Below are 19,009 nucleotides of genomic sequence, written 5' to 3' on the forward strand. Positions count from 1 at the left end.
AATGACTGAGTTGCGCACTATCGATACTGTTCTCGTGGCCAACCGCGGTGAGATCGCGGTTCGCGTGATCCGCACGTTGCGTGAGTTGGGGATTCGCAGCGTCGCCGTCTACAGCGACGCCGACGCGAATGCTCGCCACGTCCGCGAGGCCGACACTGCCGTCAACATCGGACCGGCCGCGGCGCGTGAAAGCTACCTCGTCATCGACAAGGTCATCGACGCTGCCAAGTCCACCGGCGCTCAGGGTATTCACCCCGGTTACGGCTTCCTGTCGGAGAACTCGGCGTTCTCGGCTGCCTGTGCGGCTGCCGGAATTGCCTTCCTCGGCCCCTCCGAGCGGGCCATCGAGGTGATGGGCGACAAGATCACCGCGAAGAACGCTGTTGCCGCGTTCGACGTGCCGGTGGTCCCGGGTATCGCGCGCCCGAATCTGACCGACGAAGAACTCATCGCCGCAGCCGAGGACATCGGCTACCCGGTGTTGGTCAAGCCTTCGGCAGGTGGCGGTGGCAAGGGAATGCGTCTGGTCGAGGATCCGGCCAATCTGGCCGAGGCTCTTCGTAGTGCCCGCCGTGAGGCCGCGTCGTCGTTCGGTGACGACACCCTGTTCCTCGAGCGATTCGTCTTGCGGCCCCGGCACATCGAGGTCCAGGTTCTCGCCGACCAGCACGGCAACGTCGTTCACCTCGGTGAGCGCGAATGCAGCCTGCAGCGGCGTCACCAGAAGGTCATCGAAGAGGCTCCGTCGCCGCTGCTCGATCAGGTGACCCGTGACCGGATCGGCGCGGCAGCGTGCAACACCGCTCGAAGCGTCGATTACACCGGCGCCGGCACTGTCGAGTTCATCGTCTCCGCCGACAAGCCGGACGAGTTCTTCTTCATGGAGATGAACACCCGCCTGCAGGTCGAGCACCCCGTCACCGAAATGGTGACCGGACTGGATCTGGTCGAATGGCAGGTTCGTGTGGCAGCAGGGGAGAAGTTGGCCTTCTCCCAGAGCGACATCACACTGACCGGGCACGCCATCGAAGCTCGTGTGTACGCGGAGGATCCGGGCCGCGGGTTCCTGCCGACCGGCGGCCGCGTCGTCGATCTGGTCGAGCCGTCCGGTTCCGGCGTGCGCGTCGATTCGGGACTGCTCGCGGGCACCGTCGTCGGCAGTGACTACGACCCGATGCTCAGCAAGGTCATCGCCCACGCTCCCGACCGCGCGGGCGCACTGCGCAAGCTCGATCGCGCACTCGGTGACACCGCAGTGCTCGGAGTCGTGACCAACATCGAGTTCGCACGATTCCTTCTCGCTGATCCGGACGTGATCGCGGGCAATCTCGACACCGGTCTGCTCGATCGTCGCGTCGAAGACTTCGTCGCAGCCGACGCCTCCGACGAGGTTCTCATTGCTGCCGCGGCCTATCGCTGGCTCTCGCGGTGGACAACTCCGGAATCCGTTGATCCCTGGGACGTCCCGAGTGGGTGGCGCGTCGGAACTCCCGCTCCGACCAGCATCAGGCTCTCCGCCGGCACCCGAACGGCGCACGTTGCGATCGTCGGGGTTCCCGCGGATGCAAAGGTCGATGTCGAAGGTTCCCAGCCGCGCGCATTCAGCGCAACCCTGAAGGGATCCGAACTGGCGGTAGTGATCGACGGACGCCGACGCACGTTCGTCGTCGCCGAGACCGACGGTGGTTTGTGGCTCGCGGGCGGCGGAACCTGGCACGTGCGCGAGGTTGCCGAAGTCAGCGTCCGCGGTGAGGACAAGCATGCCGGTGATGCCGAAATCGCCAGCCCCATGCCCGGTGCCGTCATCGCGGTCAACGTCGAGAACGGCGCGGCAGTGAGCGCGGGACAACCACTCGTCGTGGTCGAGGCCATGAAGATGGAGCACTCCTTGACGTCCCCGATCGACGGGATCGTGGAAGTGCTTGTCCGTCAGGGCGATCAGGTGATGGTGGATCAGGTTCTGGCCCGCGTGGTACCTGCCGACGAAGAGACTGCAGAAGTAAAGACCGAGAACACGACGCAGAAGGAAGACGCCTGATGTCCGATTACCTTGCCACCGGAGCGCTTCCGGACGAATACCAGCAGCTCGCCAAGACTGTTGCCGACTTCGCCAAGACCGTCGTGGCACCGGTTGCTGCCGAGCACGACGCCAACCACACCTTCCCGTACGAGGTGGTGGCCGGGATGGCCGACATGGGACTGTTCGGCCTGCCCTTCCCCGAGGAGTACGGCGGAATGGGCGGCGACTACTTCGCGCTCTGCCTGGCGCTCGAAGAGTTGGGCAAGGTCGACCAGAGCGTCGCGATCACTCTCGAAGCTGGTGTGTCCCTCGGCGCAATGCCGATCTACCGTTTCGGTAACGAGGCACAGAAGCAGGAGTGGCTTCCGCAGCTCACCAGCGGCAAGTCGTTGGCTGCCTTCGGCCTGACCGAGCCCGGTGCGGGTAGCGACGCCGGCGGAACCAAGACCACCGCGAAGTTCGACAGCGGTGAGTGGATCATCAACGGCAACAAGCAGTTCATCACCAACTCTGGCACCGACATCACCAAGCTCGTGACGGTCACCGCGGTCACGGGTGTCAAGGACGGTGGCAAGAAGGAGATCTCGACGATCCTGGTGCCGACCACGACGCCCGGCTTCACGGCAGAACCGGCGTACAACAAAGTCGGTTGGAACGCATCCGACACCCATCCGCTCACGTTCGCGGATGTTCGTGTCCCCGAAGAGAATCTGCTCGGTGAGCGCGGCCGCGGCTACGCGAACTTCCTGCGCATCCTCGACGAAGGCCGCATCGCCATTTCAGCGTTGAGTGTCGGTGCCGCCCAGGGCTGCGTCGACGAGTCGATCAAATACGCCAAGGAACGCGAGGCGTTCGGTCGCCCCATCGGACACAACCAGGCCATCGCGTTCAAGATCGCGCGTATGGAGGCTCGCGCCCACGTCGCACGTACCGCGTATTACGACGCGGCCGCACTCATGTTGTCGGGCAAGCCGTTCAAGAAGCAGGCATCCATCGCCAAGCTCATCTCCTCCGAAGCTGCCATGGACAACGCTCGCGACGCCACGCAGATCCACGGCGGATACGGCTTCATGAACGAGTACGCCGTCGCGCGCCACTACCGTGACAGCAAGATCCTCGAAATCGGTGAGGGAACCACCGAGGTGCAGTTGATGCTCATCGCCCGTGAGGCAGGGCTGTGACGAACCCCAAGAAGATCACTCAGCGCGGGCTCTGGTTCGAGGAGTTCGAGGTCGGCGCGATCTACGAGCACCGCCCAGGACGAACGGTGACCGAGGCTGACAACGTCCTGTTCACGACTTTGACGATGAACACGCAGGCGCTGCATCTCGATGCCGCGTACAGCGAGGACACTCAATTCGGTGTGCGGCTGGTCAATTCGATGTTCACCCTGTCGACCATCGTGGGCCTCTCGGTCGCGCAGTTGACGCAGGGCACCATCGTCGCCAACCTCGGTTTCTCCGAGATCAGCTTCCCGAAGCCGCTCTTTCACGGCGACACTTTGTATGCCGAGACGCTCATCGCGGACAAGCGTGAGTCGAAGAGCCGTCCAGGTGAAGGCATCGTGACGCTCGTGCACACCGGTCGCAACCAGCACGGTGACGTCGTCGCACTGGCCACGCGCAAGACGTTGGTGCAGCTCCGCCCGGCTGAGGTGTCCTCATGACGTGGACGCCGCCGGGGCCGGCGTGGTTGTTCTGCCCGGCGGATCGTCCCGAGCGCTATGCGAAGGCCGCGGCTGTTGCCGACGTCGTGATCCTCGATCTCGAAGACGGTGTGGCTCCGGCCGACAAGGAAGCCGCACGTGCGGCCCTGATCGACACGCCTCTCGATCCCGAGCGGACGGTCGTGCGCGTCAATCCGGTCGGTACACCTGATCACGAACTCGATCTGATCGCGCTGGACGGCACACACTATTCGCGTCTCATGCTGTCCAAATGCGAATCGGCGGAGGACGTTCTCTCGCTCGCACCGGCGGACGTGGTTGCACTCGTCGAATCCCCACGCGGAGCCCTCGCCGTGGCCGACATCGCGCTTGCTGCGAACGCCATCGGTGTCATGTGGGGAGCCGAGGATCTGGTTGCCGGTCTCGGTGGTAACTCGAGCAGACACCCGAACGGTTCGTACCGCGACGTTGCCAAGCATGTCCGATCTACGTCTCTGCTGGCCGCGAAGAGCTACGGCCGGTTGGCGGTCGATTCCGTGTACCTCGACATCAAGGACCTCGTGGGCCTCGGCGTCGAGTCCGCTGACGCCGTCGCAGTCGGCTTCGACGTGAAGGTTGCGATCCACCCGAGTCAGGTCGAGGTCATCCGTGGTGCATTCGCACCTTCGGAAAAAGAGATCGACTGGGCCACACGAGTGCTTGCCGCGGTGTCTACTGAACGTGGTGTGTTCGCGTTCGAGGGCAAGATGGTCGACGCTCCCGTTCTTCGTCACGCCGAGAAGCTTCTTCACCGAGCCGGAATCTTTCAGCAGAAGGAGAACTAGCGGATGAGCAAAGTCGTGAATACGGCAGCTGAGGCAGTTGCCGACATCGCGAGCGGATCCAGGCTCGCAGTGGGCGGCTTCGGGCTGTGCGGTATTCCCGACGCACTGATCGCGGCGATCGCCGACGGCGACGCCACCGATCTCGAGGTGTTCTCCAACAACTGCGGTGTCGACGACTACGGTCTCGGCATCCTGCTCGGCGCGCACCGGATCGCCAGGGTGACGGCGTCGTACGTGGGGGAGAACAAGGAGTTCGCCCGCCAGTATCTCGCCGGTGAGCTCGAAGTGGAGTTGACGCCGCAGGGGACGCTGGCCGAGCGGCTGCGAGCAGGCGGTACCGGCATTCCGGCGTTCTACACTCCGGCCGGTGTCGGCACACCGATCGCCGAGGGCGGCTTGCCGTGGCGATACAACCCGGACGGTTCGATCGCCGTGGCGTCGCCACCGAAGGCGACGGCAGTGTTCGGTGGCCGCACGTATGTATTGGAAGAGGCGATCACCGCTGACTTCGCGCTCGTGCACGCGGACTACGGCGACACCGAAGGAAATCTCGTCTTCAACAAGACGGCGATGAACTTCAACCCGCTTGCTGCCATGGCCGGCCGGATCACCATCGCGCAGGTGGAGAACCTCGTCGAGCCGGGCGACATCGACCCCGCGCACGTGCACCTACCTGGAGTGTTCGTCGCGCGCGTCGTGCATACAGGCCCGCAGGAGAAGCGGATCGAGAAGCGGACCGTCTCAGGAGGTACCAAGTGACCAGTGCAGAGGAAACTCGTATCGGCTGGACCCGCCACGAGATGGCCGCTCGCGCTGCCGCCGAGATGCGGCCGGGTGAGTACGTCAACCTCGGCATCGGCCTGCCGACGCTGATCCCCAGCTACCTGCCCGAGGGCGTCAAGGTGGTCCTTCACAGCGAAAACGGCATCCTCGGCACCGGGCCGTACCCGACGGACGATCAGGTCGATGCCGACCTCATCAATGCCGGTAAAGAAACCGTCACCGTCAATCCCGGTGCCGCGTTCTTCGACTCGGCCCTCTCCTTCGGGATGATCCGCGGCGGACACATCGACACCGCGGTGCTCGGCGGGATGCAGGTGTCGAAGACCGGCGACCTTGCCAACTGGATGGTGCCGGGCAAGATGGTGAAGGGTATGGGCGGGGCGATGGACCTGGTCCACGGAGCCCGCCGCGTCATCGTCGTGATGGAGCACACCGACCGCGACGGCAATCCCAAGATCGTCGAGGCGTGCACGCTGCCGCTTACCGGTCAGGGAGTCGTCCACCGGATCATCACCGACCTGGCAGTGCTGGACGTCACCGCGGACGGGCTGCAGCTTGTGGAGCTAGCTCCAGGGGTCAGCAGCGAGCACCTGAAGAGCGTCACCGGTGCGGCCCTGTCCTTACTAGCCGACCAGAGGTAAGGGAGCGGGATTCAGTCGAAGTATGTGGTCGTTCATAGCGGGTTTGTACGGCCAAACTCATCTTGGCTGCTGTCAGATGACACACCCAGGCGCAGCGCTGTGACTACGTCAACGATCGATGATCTTACGGTCTTCTCGTAGAATTCGATATCGGCAATCGCCTCCGGTGCTGCGGTTATAGATATGCATACTGTGTCCCCCAGCCCAATTGCGTTGTGAGCAAGTCGAATATTGAAACCTATCGACGGCAACGAACTGGCAAACAGTACCGGTGCGCCGGCAAGAGTTGTATCTGCTGGACCCGCGCGATAGCTGGCCAGCTTCGTGTGCACACTGACTCGCTCACAGGGGACCTCGAGCTTTCGCGCTTCAATCCGGGTGAAGATGCGAAGAGCTGGCGCAGGCACTTGGTTCACAAATGATCTGAATTTCTCCGCAGCGGCGCTAGTTGCGGCATGCTTTCCGTCCCTCAACTCTTGACTGATCGAGCTCGCTCGAAGCGTCAAATCCTCAGTAAGCACGTGGAGATCGATCGCACATGGCGAGATCCGATTGAGATCACGGCTGGTGGAACGTGGCGGAAGAGCGACCGGAACATTGCATCGGTATGTCGCGATGGGTAGTTCAAAGGCCTTTGCATAGCGCTCGATCGCAAGGGAGACCGCGGTTGCGAGAGTTTCCGTGATTGTGAAACCAGGTACTCGAAGATCGGCGAGGGCCAGTGGAAATGTTCGCGACATTGGTCTGCCGAGCGATGGGCCCGCGAGAAATCCAGGGGTTGGCAGCTCTATTGTGTCGGCGGTCTTCGTTGTCCTTGAGCGGACGTAGTTGCCTGCTGTCTGCGAAGCAAGTCGTAATGAGTTGTAAGAGCCCCGGACAGCTCCAAACATCGAGTGGCGGAGGCGCGGGCGGGAAGCCAAGTCATCGGGTGCGGGTTCACAAACAGTTTGAGTCGATGCCAGCAGTGCACGAACCAGGTCGACTGATCCAAGTCCGTCAGTGGCACAGTGCGAAAACTGGAAAACCAGCGCGGTTGCAGGCCCGCGAGATCCTGGTACATCCATGATTTCGCGCAGCACGTGAACCTGCCACAAGCTCTTATACGGATCCAGCCGAGTCTCCATTAGTTTGGAAAAATCGCGCATGCACTCACTCCACGTTTTCCCGTGGACGAAGACTTCGTTAATATGTGAATCGATTCCACTGGAGTCGGCGACTCTGTAGGGGTAGTCCAATTTTACGGGGTCGTCTTCGAGGTGTTCTCCAAGAATGGGAATTCTGTTCATTCGCTGTGCGAGATGCTCGCGAATTTGCCTCGCTGATGGCGCATTCCCGCTGTCATCGCAATCGAAGACCTGCAGGCTGTAGATGTCAGGATGTCGACTGTAGACGTAGTACGCATCTGTTGGGTTAATGCGAAAATATTTTGGGATATTGATTCACCTTCCAGTACTTGTCGTCCAGTTAATGAGTGTCCAACCTACGATAGCGGAGATCCGTTGAGATCTCATTTGGAGGACCCTAATCGGGGGCTTGCCGCGGCGGACTCTTAGCCCGCAGTCACGCAGAGGTTTACGCGACGCCGCCATCGACGGGCGCATATATGTACTTACTACACGCGTCACTATTAACACATGTCGCTAGGGCAGCTTTCCGAGTCGTGTGTAGGACACAGTCGTAGACTTGAATCGCTGTCGCAATTGCCCCGCAGGGCCGCTTTGTCGCTTCGACGGTGCGATTGTCACGAGATACCGCCCGGACTGGTGGCAAGTGGCGTGCCTGTAGAGTTTTCGGGGATCGGAGCGAGATCGCCCGTATCGGACTCTGGGGTGTCGGCCTCGCCAGTTCGGTCGGCCGCGGTTCAGTTGCGTGGGGGCTGGTTGGTTTACATCTAATGCATTGGGGGTAGCAAACCGCGGAGTCCGCGCTGCGTCTGTGATCGTGGACATTGTAACAATCCGGACCGGGCCGCCCGATATGCGTGGTGTTGCTTTGCTGTGGCTTTGACGCATCAGAGATAATGGGAGGTTCTGGCTCGCTGCGGGCGAACGGGATCGGTACTTGCTGTGAATTGGACTTCGATTCAGGCGGGTGCGCAATGGTGTGGAAGAGAGGCTGTGGGCGTGAATTCGCTGAATAACGGAGAACTGGGGAGCGGCAAGCCGGAGGTCGGCAGCTCGCCGGAGGACGTTCAGCGATCAGGCGCATTCCCACTCTCTGCGGCGCAGCTCGGCATGTGGTTCGCTCAGCACCTCGACCCCTCTGTTCCGGTGAATATCGCCCAGTACGTAGAACTCCGTGGAGTGCTGGCGCTCGACGTGCTTCGTCAGGCGTGTGCCGACGCCGGCCGCGAAATCGGGTCGGCCTTCGTTCGGATCTTCGAGATCGACGCCCAGCCGTACCAGATCATCGACGCCACGCTCGATGATTCGGTTGGCTATGTGGACCTTCGGAGTGAGGACGATTCGCACGATGCGGCGATGCAGTGGATGCGTGCAGATCGCAGTCGGCCGATCGACATGCTTACGGACCGACTGATCTCTGCCACCATTCTGCGACTCGGCGAGAATCGCTACTACTGGTACACACGGGTTCACCACACAATTCTCGACGGTTTCGGTGCCTCGACGTTCGTCACTCGTGTGGCGGAGTTGTACTCGGCGCGCGTGGCGGGCCGGGATCCGGAGCCGAGCGAGGCCTCCGATCTCCGGAACGTCTACGAGGTGGACAACAAGTACCGCCAGTCGAGTCGGTTCGAAACCGATCGCAAGTACTGGGCAGACAAGATCGAGAATCTCGACGAGATCTCGAGCCTCGCGGGTCGAAGTGCCGCGCCTGCTCCGGTCAGTCGGATCGACAGTGCAGCGCTGTCCAACCACGTCGAGGCGCTGCTCGGGCGGTTCCTCGAGCGCGTAGAGAAGACCACTGTTGCCGGCACTGTCGTCGCGGCGTTTGCGGCGTACCTCGCTCAGATGACCGGACGAGAGGACGTGTCGCTGAGTTTGCCCGTTTCCGGTCGAACGACAGCCGTGCTGCGCCGGTCCGGTGGCATGGTCTCCAACGTCGTCCCGCTGCGACTGACCGTCACTGCGGACACCACCGTCCAGGATCTTCTGGACGACGTCAGGAACGAAATGTCCGGCGCACTGCGCCACCAGCGGTACCGACACGAGGACATGGTTCGCGGCGGTGACGGGCCGGGTCGGGGCGGATTCTTCGGCCCGTGGATCAACATCATGATGTTTTCCACCGAGTTGGCGTTCGGGCCCCTCGTCGGCGAGCTTCACATCCTGTCCACGGGGTTGATCGAAGACCTCGGTGTCAACCTGTACCAGAGCGTCGGCGACACCCGTACGCACATCGACTTCGAGTCGAATCCCAATCTGTACGGGCCCGCTGACGCCCAGCGAAATCACTCGCGGTTCGTGGAGTTCCTCGAGAAGTTCGTCTCGGCCGAAACGAGCCGCAAGGTCTGGGATCTCCCTGTCGCAACCGACGAGGAGCGGAACAAGGTTGCATTGTGGAACCGCACCGGCTTCCACGTTGCCTCGCAGACCATCACCGAAGCATTCGAGCGTCAAGTCGAGCGTACGCCCGATGCCACCGCTGTCGTTTTCGAAGGCGCCAGCCTCACGTACGCCGAATTCGACGCCCGCGCAAACGGTTTGGCCCGTCAGCTCATCGGCATGGGTGTTGGGCCCGAATCGCTTGTGGGACTGTCGATCCGCAGGTCTCTGGACCTGATGGTCGGTCTGTACGCGATCGCCAAGGCCGGCGGAGCCTGGGTGCCGGTAGATCCCGACCATCCAGCCGACCGCACCGCATATATTCTCGAGTCGGCGCAGCCCACGTGTGTTGTGACTACTGCGCGGGACGATGTGGATCTGCCCGAGGGGACACGGGTGATCGAGATCGACACCCTCGACTACGAACAGCTCGACGGTAGGTCGATCGCCAACGCAGATCGACTGTCTCCCTTGCATTTCTCGAACACTGCGTACGTGATCTACACCTCGGGGTCGACCGGGCGACCCAAGGGTGTCGCGGTCACTCATGCAGCGATCAACAATCAGCTTCAGTGGATGAACACCGAGTACGGGCTTTCGGCGTCGGACATCTACCTGCAGAAGACCGCCACGACATTCGACGTGTCGCTGTGGGGATTCTTCATGCCGTTGCAGGTCGGCGCCACACTGGTAGTTGCGACTCCGGACGGTCATCGAGACCCGATCTACGTGGCAAACAAGATCGCGGAACTCGGCGTCACGATCACCGACTTCGTGCCATCCATGCTCACGCTGTTCACTGCGAACGCACCTGCCGGATCTTGTGATTCGTTGCGCCACGTGTTCGTCATCGGCGAGGCGCTCCCACCGGAGACATCTTCCGCCTTCCGTGAACTCTGTGGAGCCGGACTGCACAACCTGTACGGTCCGACTGAAGCCGCGGTGTCGGTCACGTACTATGAGGCCGTGTCCTCGGACACTACTTCCGTGCCGATCGGTATGCCGCAGTGGAACACTCAGGCACACGTACTGGACGGGCAACTTCGACCGACGCCCATCGGGCAGCCGGGTGAGCTCTACCTCGCCGGCGTCCAACTCGCGCGTGGGTACGTGGGTCGACCTGATCTGAGCTCGGATCGGTTCGTCGCCAATCCGTACGGCACGGCCGGTGAGCGTATGTACCGGACCGGAGACCTCGTCCGACGCCGTGAGGACGGAAATCTCGACTACATCGGGCGTACCGACTTCCAGGTGAAGTTCCGTGGGCAGCGCATCGAGCTCGGCGAAATCGAGACCGTTCTTCTAGCACACCCCGATGTTTCCCAGGCTGTCGTCTTGGTGACCGTCACCCCGACCGGTGATCAATTGGTCGGCTACGTCGTGCCGGGGCCTGGCCGAAACATCGATGCTGCTGTCCTCAGCGAGTTCGCCGGTCGAAGCCTCCCGTCGTACATGGTTCCGGCCGCGTTGATGGTGCTCGATGCGTTGCCGCTCAACACGAGTGGCAAATTGGATCGTGCCGGGTTGCCCGAGCCGGTGTTCGCGAGTGCGAAGCAGTACCGCGAGCCCCGCACCGAAATCGAACGCATCGTGGCTGACGTGTTTGCCGACGTGCTCGGTGTCGAGCGCGTCGGTATCGATGACGACTTCTTCGAGCTCGGTGGAAACTCTCTGGTTGCAACACAATTGGTGACCCGAGTGGGTTCGGCATTGGGAGTGCAACTCGGCGTTCGGGAGCTTTTCGAATCCACCACGGTCGCTACCTTGGCGGCCCGCGCCGAGTCGGTGGCGGGCAACGCCAGGCAGCTCACCCCGCTGATCGCCAAGCCTCGTCCCGAGGTCGTCCCGCTCTCGCTTGCGCAGCAGCGTATGTGGTTCATCAACCGTCTCGACCCGTCGACACCCGCGTACAACCTTCCGTTCACGGTCCGGCTCACCGGTTCGGTGGACCCGTCTGCCCTGCATGCCGCGGTGATGGACCTTCTCGAGCGGCACGAGTCTCTGCGCACGATCTACCCCGATGTCGACGGAACCGCGCAACAACTGGTTCTGCCGGTCGACCGGGCTGCAGTGGAGTTGAACCCGGTCAAGATTCGGAATTCGCATCTCGACGCGGCCCTGTTCGACGTGGCGTCTCGCGGCTTCGACGTGACGCTCGAAATTCCGGTACGGGTTGCCCTCTTCGAGGTGTCTCCGACGGACTACGTGCTGGTGATGGTTCTCCATCACATCGCTGCCGACGGACTGTCGTTCCGTCCGCTCGCACGTGACCTTCTCGTCGCATACTCGGCGCGAAGTGAGAAGTCTGCGCCGGCGTGGACGCCGCTGCCGATTCAGTACGCCGATTACGCGCTGTGGCAACGCGAAGCACTGGGATCCGACGAAGACCCCCGATCGGAATCGTCTCGCCAGATCAACTATTGGCGCCGGGCGCTCGCTGATCTGCCGGATCAGTTGGATCTGCCCACAGACCGACCTCGTCCTGCCGTCGCGTCCAATCACGGTGCCAAGCACCATTTTCAGATCAGCGAACGCACGACGCGCAAGCTGAACGAGTTGGCGCGTTCGAGGAGCGTCTCGCTGTTCATGGTGTTGCAGGCGGCCTATGCAACGCTGTTGAGCCGGATCAGTGGTACCTCCGACATCGCGATCGGTGCCCCGATCGGCGGGCGAGGCGATCAAGCACTCAACGACGTGATCGGCATGTTCGTGAACACCCTGGTGCTTCGCACCGAGGTCGATCCTGATGAGTCATTCGCCAATTTGATTCAGCGAGTTCGTGATTCGGGCTTGTCTGCGTACGCACATGCGGATGTCCCATTCGAGCGCCTGGTCGAGGCTCTCAATCCGCCGCGCTCACGGGCTCGTCACCCTCTGTTCCAGGTTGCGTTGACCGCGGAGATCAGTGGACGGCGCGAGCTCGAGTTCTCTGGAGTGAAGGCCGTGGCGGCGGAACTCGAGGTGCCGATCGCGAAGTTCGACATCGAGCTGATGGTGTCCGAGGGGCAAGAGGGCGCAACGGACTTCGAAGGCCTGGACGCGACGCTTACCTACGCGACCGATCTCTTCGATGCTTCGACAATGGTGAAGTTCGCCGAGCGTTTCCTCCGCGTCCTGAATGCCGTCGTCGACGATCAAAACACCATGGTCGGCGATATCGCCGTGTTCGGGAATGACGAGTCGGCAAGAGTGCTCGACTGGTCGGCGGGAACGCGCAGTAGTGCTCCGGAGTTGTCGATCCTGTCGGCCTTCTACCGGGCTGCAGACGCTCAGCCGAACGCCGTCGCGGTGGCGGACGACGATCGAACACTGACCTACGAGGAATTGGACACACGGTCCAGTCTCCTCGCACTGGAACTGGCCGCGACCGGTGTATGTGCGGGCGACGTTGTGGCGTTGACCGTTCCCAGGTCGTGGCAATGGGTAGTGGCGATGCTGGCTGCATGGAAGGTAGGAGCCGCGTACGCACCCATCGACCCGAGCTTCCCGCAGGAGCGCATCCAGTCGATTCTGGAAGATACCGATGCGGTGTGTGTCGTGACCGTCGACGTCATCGAACTCGACATCCCGGTACTCGTTGTGAAGTCTGATCTTCCACCGGCGCCCGCCGTTCAGCGCCAGGACGACCCCTGGCTTTCTGTCGGTGCGAAAGATCATCTCGGATATGTGATTTCGACGTCCGGCTCGACCGGGCGTCCCAAGCCGACGATGGTGCCGATGCGAGGCATCGAGAACACTGTCGCGTGGTACCGCTCGGAACTGCCCGAAGCCGGACCGATCCTCGTTGCGTCCTCACCGAGTTTCGACCTCACGCAGAAGAACATATGGGCAGCGCTCGGTAGTGGAGTGCCGCTTCATTTGAGCGGAGATGGTTTCGATCCGCATGCCATTCTCGGGATCGTCGAATCAGCTGGCATCCGTGTTGCGAACATGTCGCCGAGCGCCTTCGTCGCTCTTTCCGATGCAGATGCGGAGGGAGTGCTCACACAACTGGATGTAGCTTTCCTCGGCGGTGAGCCGATCCAACTCCCCAGGCTCTCGCACCTGATGCGGGCTGGAGTGCGAATCGTCAACAGCTATGGTCCCACTGAGGCTTCGGATGTTGTTTCGGCACTGTCCGCGACATCGGAGCACAGCGCCGGTGTGCCTATCGGTACGCCGATTCCGAACATCGACTTGTTTGTGCTCGATTCTCGTCTGCATCCGGTCCCAGCCGGCCTGATCGGCGAGCTGTACGTTGCGGGCGTTGGTGTCGGGCGAGGTTACGGTGCTCGGTTCGACGTGACGGCTGAACGGTTCGTCGCAAATCCGTTCGGCGACGGTGGTTCCAGGATGTACCGGACAGGCGATCTTGTCCGGTGGAACGATCTGGGACAGTTGGAGTATGTCGGCCGCAGCGACTTCCAGGTGAAACTGCGTGGGCTGCGGATCGAATTGGGCGAGATCGAAGCCGCGCTCGTGTCGCTCGAGTCAGTCGTGCAAGCCGTCGTCTTGATGCACTACGACGAACGGATCGGCGATCAACTTGTCGCGTACGTCGTCGCGGACGGTGACACGTCCCTCGAAACTGAGATGCTCACGACTGCCGTCGCGGAGAAGCTTCCCGAGTACATGATTCCTTCCGCGTTCATGATCGTGGAGGAAATCCCCCTGACGTCGAACGGCAAGTTAAATCGTCGCGCATTGCCAGTTCCCACGTTCGAGGTCCGCGAGTTTCGTGCACCCACCACGCCGGTGGAAGAGATTGTCGCGCAGGTGATTGCGGATGTTCTCGGAGTGGAACGAGTCGGCCTCGACGACGACTTCTTTGAACTCGGTGGCAACTCCCTGGTGGCTACTCAGGTCACCTCCCGATTGGGGCGGGCGCTCGACACTACAGTGCCGGTGCGAACGCTATTCGACGTTTCCACCGTCGAGGCGCTCGCCGCACACATCGAGTCGCACGTAGGTAGCGGCGGGCAGAAGGCGCTCGTCGCACAGGTGCGTCCCGCGGAAATTCCGCTGTCGTTGGCGCAGCAGCGTATGTGGTTCCTGAACCGTTTCGATACCGACTCCGCTGCCTACAACATCACTTTTGCTCTGCACCTGACTGGTCATCTCGATACTGCCGCGATGGAAACTGCGCTCGAGGACGTACTGGCCCGGCACGAAGTTCTCCGGACGGTGTATCCGGACGGGGCTTCCGGACCGAAGCAGTCGATTCTGTCGCTTTCGGAGGCGTTCGGCGGACTGACCGTGGAGTCGGTTTCGGATCAGGACGAGCTCGAAAGTCGAGTCGCTGCAATCGGATCCTCAGCGATCGACGTCACCGTCGACGTGCCGATCCGTGTCCGCCTGTTGACGGTCAGCGACACCGAGCACACCCTCGCGATCGTGGTTCATCACATCGCCGCTGACGGTTGGTCGATGGCGCCCCTGGCTCGCGATGTCATGATTGCCTACTCGGCACGCAAGGACGGGATCGCGCCGGCGTGGCAGCCGTTGACTGTGCAGTACGCCGACTATTCGTTGTGGCAGCGTGAGGTTCTGGGGTCGGAAGACGACTCGGAATCACTGATCTCGCAGCAGATCTCGTACTGGACCGAGACTCTGGCAGACCTACCGGATGTGATCGAGCTTCCGTCGGACCGGTCTCGGCCTGATGTGGCGTCGATGCGCGGCGAGCGATTCGCGTTCGAGATCTCCGGGGATGTGCACCGTCGATTGGAGGCGCTGGCACGGGAGAACAACGCGACGCTCTTCATGGCGTTGCACTCGGCGCTTGCCGTTCTGATGGCCCGACTGAGCGGGACCTCGGACATCGCCGTGGGCACTCCCGTTGCCGGTCGTGGCGACGAGGCGCTCGACGATCTCGTCGGTATGTTCGTCAACACGCTTGTTCTGCGCACCGAGGTCGACCAGGCTCAGGCATTCACGGATCTGCTGGCTGCGGCGAGTGATTCTGCGCTCGGCGCGTTCGCTCACTCGGACGTGCCCTTCGAGCGGTTGGTGGACGTCTTGGCTCCGGCCAGGTCGCAGGCCAGACATCCGCTGTTCCAGGTTGTCCTGTCCTTGCAGAATCTCGCGCAAACGACACTCGAACTACCGGGCCTGGCCATCAAGGCCGCCGAAATCGACACCACCACTGCAAAGTTCGACCTCGAACTCGCAGTAACCGAGTCGATCGGCGAAGACGGGATCCAGCAAGGGCTCTCGGCCGAATTCACGTTTGCTGCAGATCTGTTCGACGTGTCGACGGTCGAAGTGTTTGCTCGGCGACTGGTTCGTATTCTAGAGACTGTCGTATCGATTCCCTCGATTGTCGTCGGTGACATCGACATTCTCGATGCGGCAGAGCGTGGTGCGCTGGCCGATGTTCGTGGAGGTCAGGCGGTCTCGGGAACCCTGGTCGAGATCCTCACAGCGGCGGCCGCTGTGGATCCGTCGGCGGATGCGATTCGCTTCGACGGTCAGTCGATCAGCTACCGCGAACTCGACGAGCGGTCGTCGCAACTCGCTCGTGTTCTGATGGCGAAGGGCGTCGGGCCGGAGGATCGGGTCGCGATCGCGATTCCGCGTTCGGCCGATTCGGTTCTCGCTCTGTGGGCAGTGGCGAAAACGGGTGCTGCATTCGTGCCCGTCGACCCGACGTATCCGGTTGACCGTATCGCCCACATGATTACCGATTCCGGTGCGGTGCTGGGTCTTGCCCTCAGTGACGTCGAGGCAGGATTGCCGTCGGCGTTGACGTGGGTTGTTCTCGACGACGAGAAGACAGCGGCGGCGTGCGCGGCAGAATCTTGCGCGCCGGTGAGTGATTCGGATCGACGCAGTGCGATCGACGAGCGGCAGCCTGCCTACGTCATCTACACCTCCGGCACCACGGGTCTGCCCAAGGGCGTTGTGGTCACCAATGCCGGTGTGGCGAATTTCTGTGCCGAGCAGGTCGAGCGCTATGCGTTGACTAACGATGCTCGGACGCTCCATTTCGCATCGCCGAGTTTCGATGCTTCCGTTCTCGAGTTGCTGATGGCATTCGGAGCGGCATCGACGATGGTGATTGCGCCGACGACGGTGTACGGCGGCGCGGAATTGGCTGAGATCATGCGCTCGGAGGGCGTGACCCATGCGTTCGTGACGCCCGCTGCTCTGGCATCGGTGGATCCGAGTGGGCTCGACGCGTTGCGGGTGGTTGTCGTCGGTGGCGAAGCCAGTTCGCGGTCTCTCGTTGCCAAGTGGGCGGTTCCACTCCCGGACGGCGGTGTGCGTGGATTCTTCAATGCGTACGGTCCGACGGAGTCGACGGTCGCGTCGAACATCAGTGATGCGCTGACCGCGTTTGACCGCATGAACATCGGCGGCCCGATTCGGGGTATGGCCGCGCGGATCTTGGACGGCCACTTGCAGCCCGTTCCGGTTGGTGTCGCGGGTGAGTTGTACGTGTCGGGTGTTCAGGTCGCTCGTGGATACCTGGGACAGCCGGCATTGACAGCGGGTCGTTTTGTCGCGGACCCGTTCGGGGCGCCCGGTGAGCGGTTGTACCGCACGGGTGATGTGGTCCGGTGGATCGACGGTGGCGCGGTGGAGTACGTGGGCCGCAGCGACTTCCAGGTCAAGATCCGTGGGTTCCGTATCGAACTCGGCGAAATCGAGGTCGCACTGACCCGATGCGCGGGCGTTGCGCAAGCTGTAGCTCTTGTACGCTCCGACGATCACTTCGGCGATCGCCTCGTTGCCTACGTAGTGCCACAGGCCGGCGCCGAGGTGGATCCCGCACAGGTCATCGAGTCGGTGTCTACGTTCCTCACCGGCTACATGGTTCCCGACTCGGTCCTGGTGCTCGATTCGATTCCGTTGACCACCGCGGGCAAGACGGATATCAAAGCTCTCCCTTCGCCCGTGTTCGAGTCGAAGGTCTACCAAGCGCCGGTCACGACCGTCGAAGAGACTGTCGCGCAGGTGTTCTCCGAAGTTCTCGGAGTGGCACAGGTCGGCCGAGACGATGATTTCTTCGAACTCGGAGGCAACTCGCTGGTCGCGACCCGGGTCGCCGCACGATTGGGGGAGGCGCTCGACACAAGCGTTCCGGTTCGTGCGCTCTTCGAAGCGTCGACCGTGCAGTCACTCGCCGTCCGGCTCGAGCTGCACGCCGGCTCGGGTGCCACAGCGCCACTGGTGCCGCAGCCCCGGCCAGCTCGGATCCCTCTTTCGTTGGCGCAGCAGCGCATGTGGTTCCTGAACAGGTTCGAACCGGCATCGGCAGTGAACAACGTTCCGGCGGCGATCAGGATTTCGGGCGCCCTCGATGTGGCAGCTCTCAACGCCGCAGTGATCGATGTCGTGGGCAGGCACGAATCACTGCGGACGCTGTACCCGGACGTCGACGGCGTCGGGTACCAGGAAGTCCGCGACGTTCGAGACGTTGTGGTCGATCTCAGCCCCGTGTCGATCACGGAAGATCGCTTGGCTGCAGGTGTCGCCGAGCTGGCCACGGCCGGCTTCGACGTGACGTCCGAAGTTCCGTTGCGCGTGAAGCTCTTCAAAGTCGGCGACAGCGAATACGTCCTGGTTTTCGTGGTGCATCACATCTCGACTGACGGTTTCTCGATGGGTCCGTTGACCCGCGACGTGATGGTTGCGTACGAAGCACGTACACGAGCGTCGGTGCCGGCTTGGACGCCGTTGCCGGTGCAGTACGCGGATTACTCGTTGTGGCAGCGTGAGGTTCTCGGGTCCGAGGACGATCCGCAGTCCGTCATCGCGCAGCAGATTGCGTTCTGGTCGGGTGCGTTGGCTGATCTTCCGGAGCAGTTGGATCTGCCTGGTGATCGTCCGCGCCCCGAGGTCGCGTCAGGGCGCGGAGCGGAGGTCGAGTTCGAGATCGACGCCGCTCTGCACAAAGCTGTCAATTCGATTGCGCACAGCAGTAACTCGACACCCTTCATGGTTGTCCACGCGGCTCTCGCCGTCGTGCTCTCGCGCTTGTCCGCAACCACGGATATCGCGATCGGTACACCGATCGCGGGTCGTGGTGAGGCGCAGCTCGACGATGTGATCGGTATGTTCGTCAATACTTTGGTGTTGCGTACCGAGGTTGATCCGTCGATGTCGTTTGCGGAGTTGTTGGCTTCTGCGCGTGAGGTGGATCTGCAGGCGTTCGCGCATGCGGATGTTCCGTTCGAGCGGATCGTGGAAGCGCTCGATCCGGTTCGTTCGCAGGCTCGTCATCCGTTGTTCCAGGTAGCGTTGACGTTCCAGAATCACGAACAGACAACGCTCGAATTGGGCGACCTCGAAGTGTCGATCGAAAGTGCCGATCTTGCGTTGGCGAAATTCGATCTCCAGTTGACCTTGACCGAACGAACCGACGAGGCCGGCGCACCCGCAGGGATGTCAGCCGCCTTGACGTATGCGACGGATCTCTTCGACGAGTCGACCGTTCTGGAATTCGGTGATCGGCTGGTACGGACCTTCCGTGCGGTGACTGCTGATCCCACCGTAGCGGTGGGTGACGTTGACATCTTGGTCGATGGTGAACGAAACCTGCTGTCCCGCTTCAGCGCTGGCCAGATCGATCGTGGTGTGGATTC

The 19,009-nt window shown here is 62.1% G+C and carries 8 protein-coding genes; 7 read left to right on the forward strand and 1 reads right to left on the reverse strand.

What is annotated here, in order from left to right; translation table 11 throughout:
* Window position 1 precedes the first annotated feature (1 nt).
* Genes DBV08_RS28840 through DBV08_RS28865 form a run of 6 tightly spaced genes read left to right on the forward strand, consistent with a single transcriptional unit; the run spans window position 2 to window position 5,934 of the window.
* Complete coding sequence (locus tag DBV08_RS28840; protein WP_124569671.1) at window positions 2–2,038, forward strand: acetyl/propionyl/methylcrotonyl-CoA carboxylase subunit alpha; 2,037 nt, start codon at window positions 2–4, stop codon at window positions 2,036–2,038.
* On the forward strand, window positions 2,038–3,201 hold the full coding sequence (locus DBV08_RS28845) for an acyl-CoA dehydrogenase family protein (RefSeq protein ID WP_007730190.1): 1,164 nt from the start codon (window positions 2,038–2,040) through the stop codon (window positions 3,199–3,201). Before DBV08_RS28840 ends, DBV08_RS28845 begins: the two co-directional genes overlap by 1 nt.
* Window positions 3,198–3,686, forward strand: coding sequence for a MaoC family dehydratase (locus DBV08_RS28850; protein ID WP_003942078.1), 489 nt, complete (start codon window positions 3,198–3,200; stop codon window positions 3,684–3,686). The genes DBV08_RS28845 and DBV08_RS28850 overlap by 4 nt, the downstream gene beginning before the upstream one ends.
* On the forward strand, window positions 3,683–4,510 hold the full coding sequence (locus DBV08_RS28855; protein ID WP_003942031.1) for a CoA ester lyase: 828 nt from the start codon (window positions 3,683–3,685) through the stop codon (window positions 4,508–4,510). Before DBV08_RS28850 ends, DBV08_RS28855 begins: the two co-directional genes overlap by 4 nt.
* Window positions 4,511–4,513: 3 nt before the next feature.
* Window positions 4,514–5,269, forward strand: coding sequence for a CoA transferase subunit A (locus tag DBV08_RS28860; RefSeq protein ID WP_007730192.1), 756 nt, complete (start codon window positions 4,514–4,516; stop codon window positions 5,267–5,269).
* Window positions 5,266–5,934 carry a 3-oxoacid CoA-transferase subunit B gene (locus DBV08_RS28865; RefSeq protein WP_260395802.1) on the forward strand — a complete coding sequence of 223 codons (669 nt, stop codon included), beginning with the start codon at window positions 5,266–5,268 and terminating at the stop codon, window positions 5,932–5,934. The genes DBV08_RS28860 and DBV08_RS28865 overlap by 4 nt, the downstream gene beginning before the upstream one ends.
* A gap of 32 nt (window positions 5,935–5,966) precedes the next feature.
* On the opposite strand, the gene DBV08_RS28870 is transcribed toward DBV08_RS28865, so the two are convergent.
* A complete protein-coding gene (locus tag DBV08_RS28870; protein WP_124569672.1) occupies window positions 5,967–7,373 on the reverse strand; it encodes a wax ester/triacylglycerol synthase domain-containing protein in 1,407 nt (468 codons plus the stop codon).
* Window positions 7,374–8,168: 795 nt separating this feature from the next.
* Here DBV08_RS28870 and DBV08_RS28875 point away from each other — a divergent pair.
* Window positions 8,169–19,009 (forward strand): non-ribosomal peptide synthetase (locus tag DBV08_RS28875; RefSeq protein WP_124569675.1); only part of this gene is annotated, 10,841 nt, incomplete at its 3' end.

Source organism: Rhodococcus sp. KBW08, assembly GCF_003852455.1.
Classification (GTDB): Bacteria; Actinomycetota; Actinomycetes; order Mycobacteriales; family Mycobacteriaceae; genus Rhodococcus_F; species Rhodococcus_F baikonurensis.

What these genes read in the sequence shown, in the direction of transcription:
- DBV08_RS28840 (WP_124569671.1), top strand. Translation starts at nt 2, where the DNA reads ATGACTGAGTTGCGCACTATCGATACTGTTCTCGTGGCCAACCGCGGT.
- DBV08_RS28845 (WP_007730190.1), top strand. Translation starts at nt 2,038, where the DNA reads ATGTCCGATTACCTTGCCACCGGAGCGCTTCCGGACGAATACCAGCAG.
- DBV08_RS28855 (WP_003942031.1), top strand. Translation starts at nt 3,683, where the DNA reads ATGACGTGGACGCCGCCGGGGCCGGCGTGGTTGTTCTGCCCGGCGGAT.
- DBV08_RS28860 (WP_007730192.1), top strand. Translation starts at nt 4,514, where the DNA reads ATGAGCAAAGTCGTGAATACGGCAGCTGAGGCAGTTGCCGACATCGCG.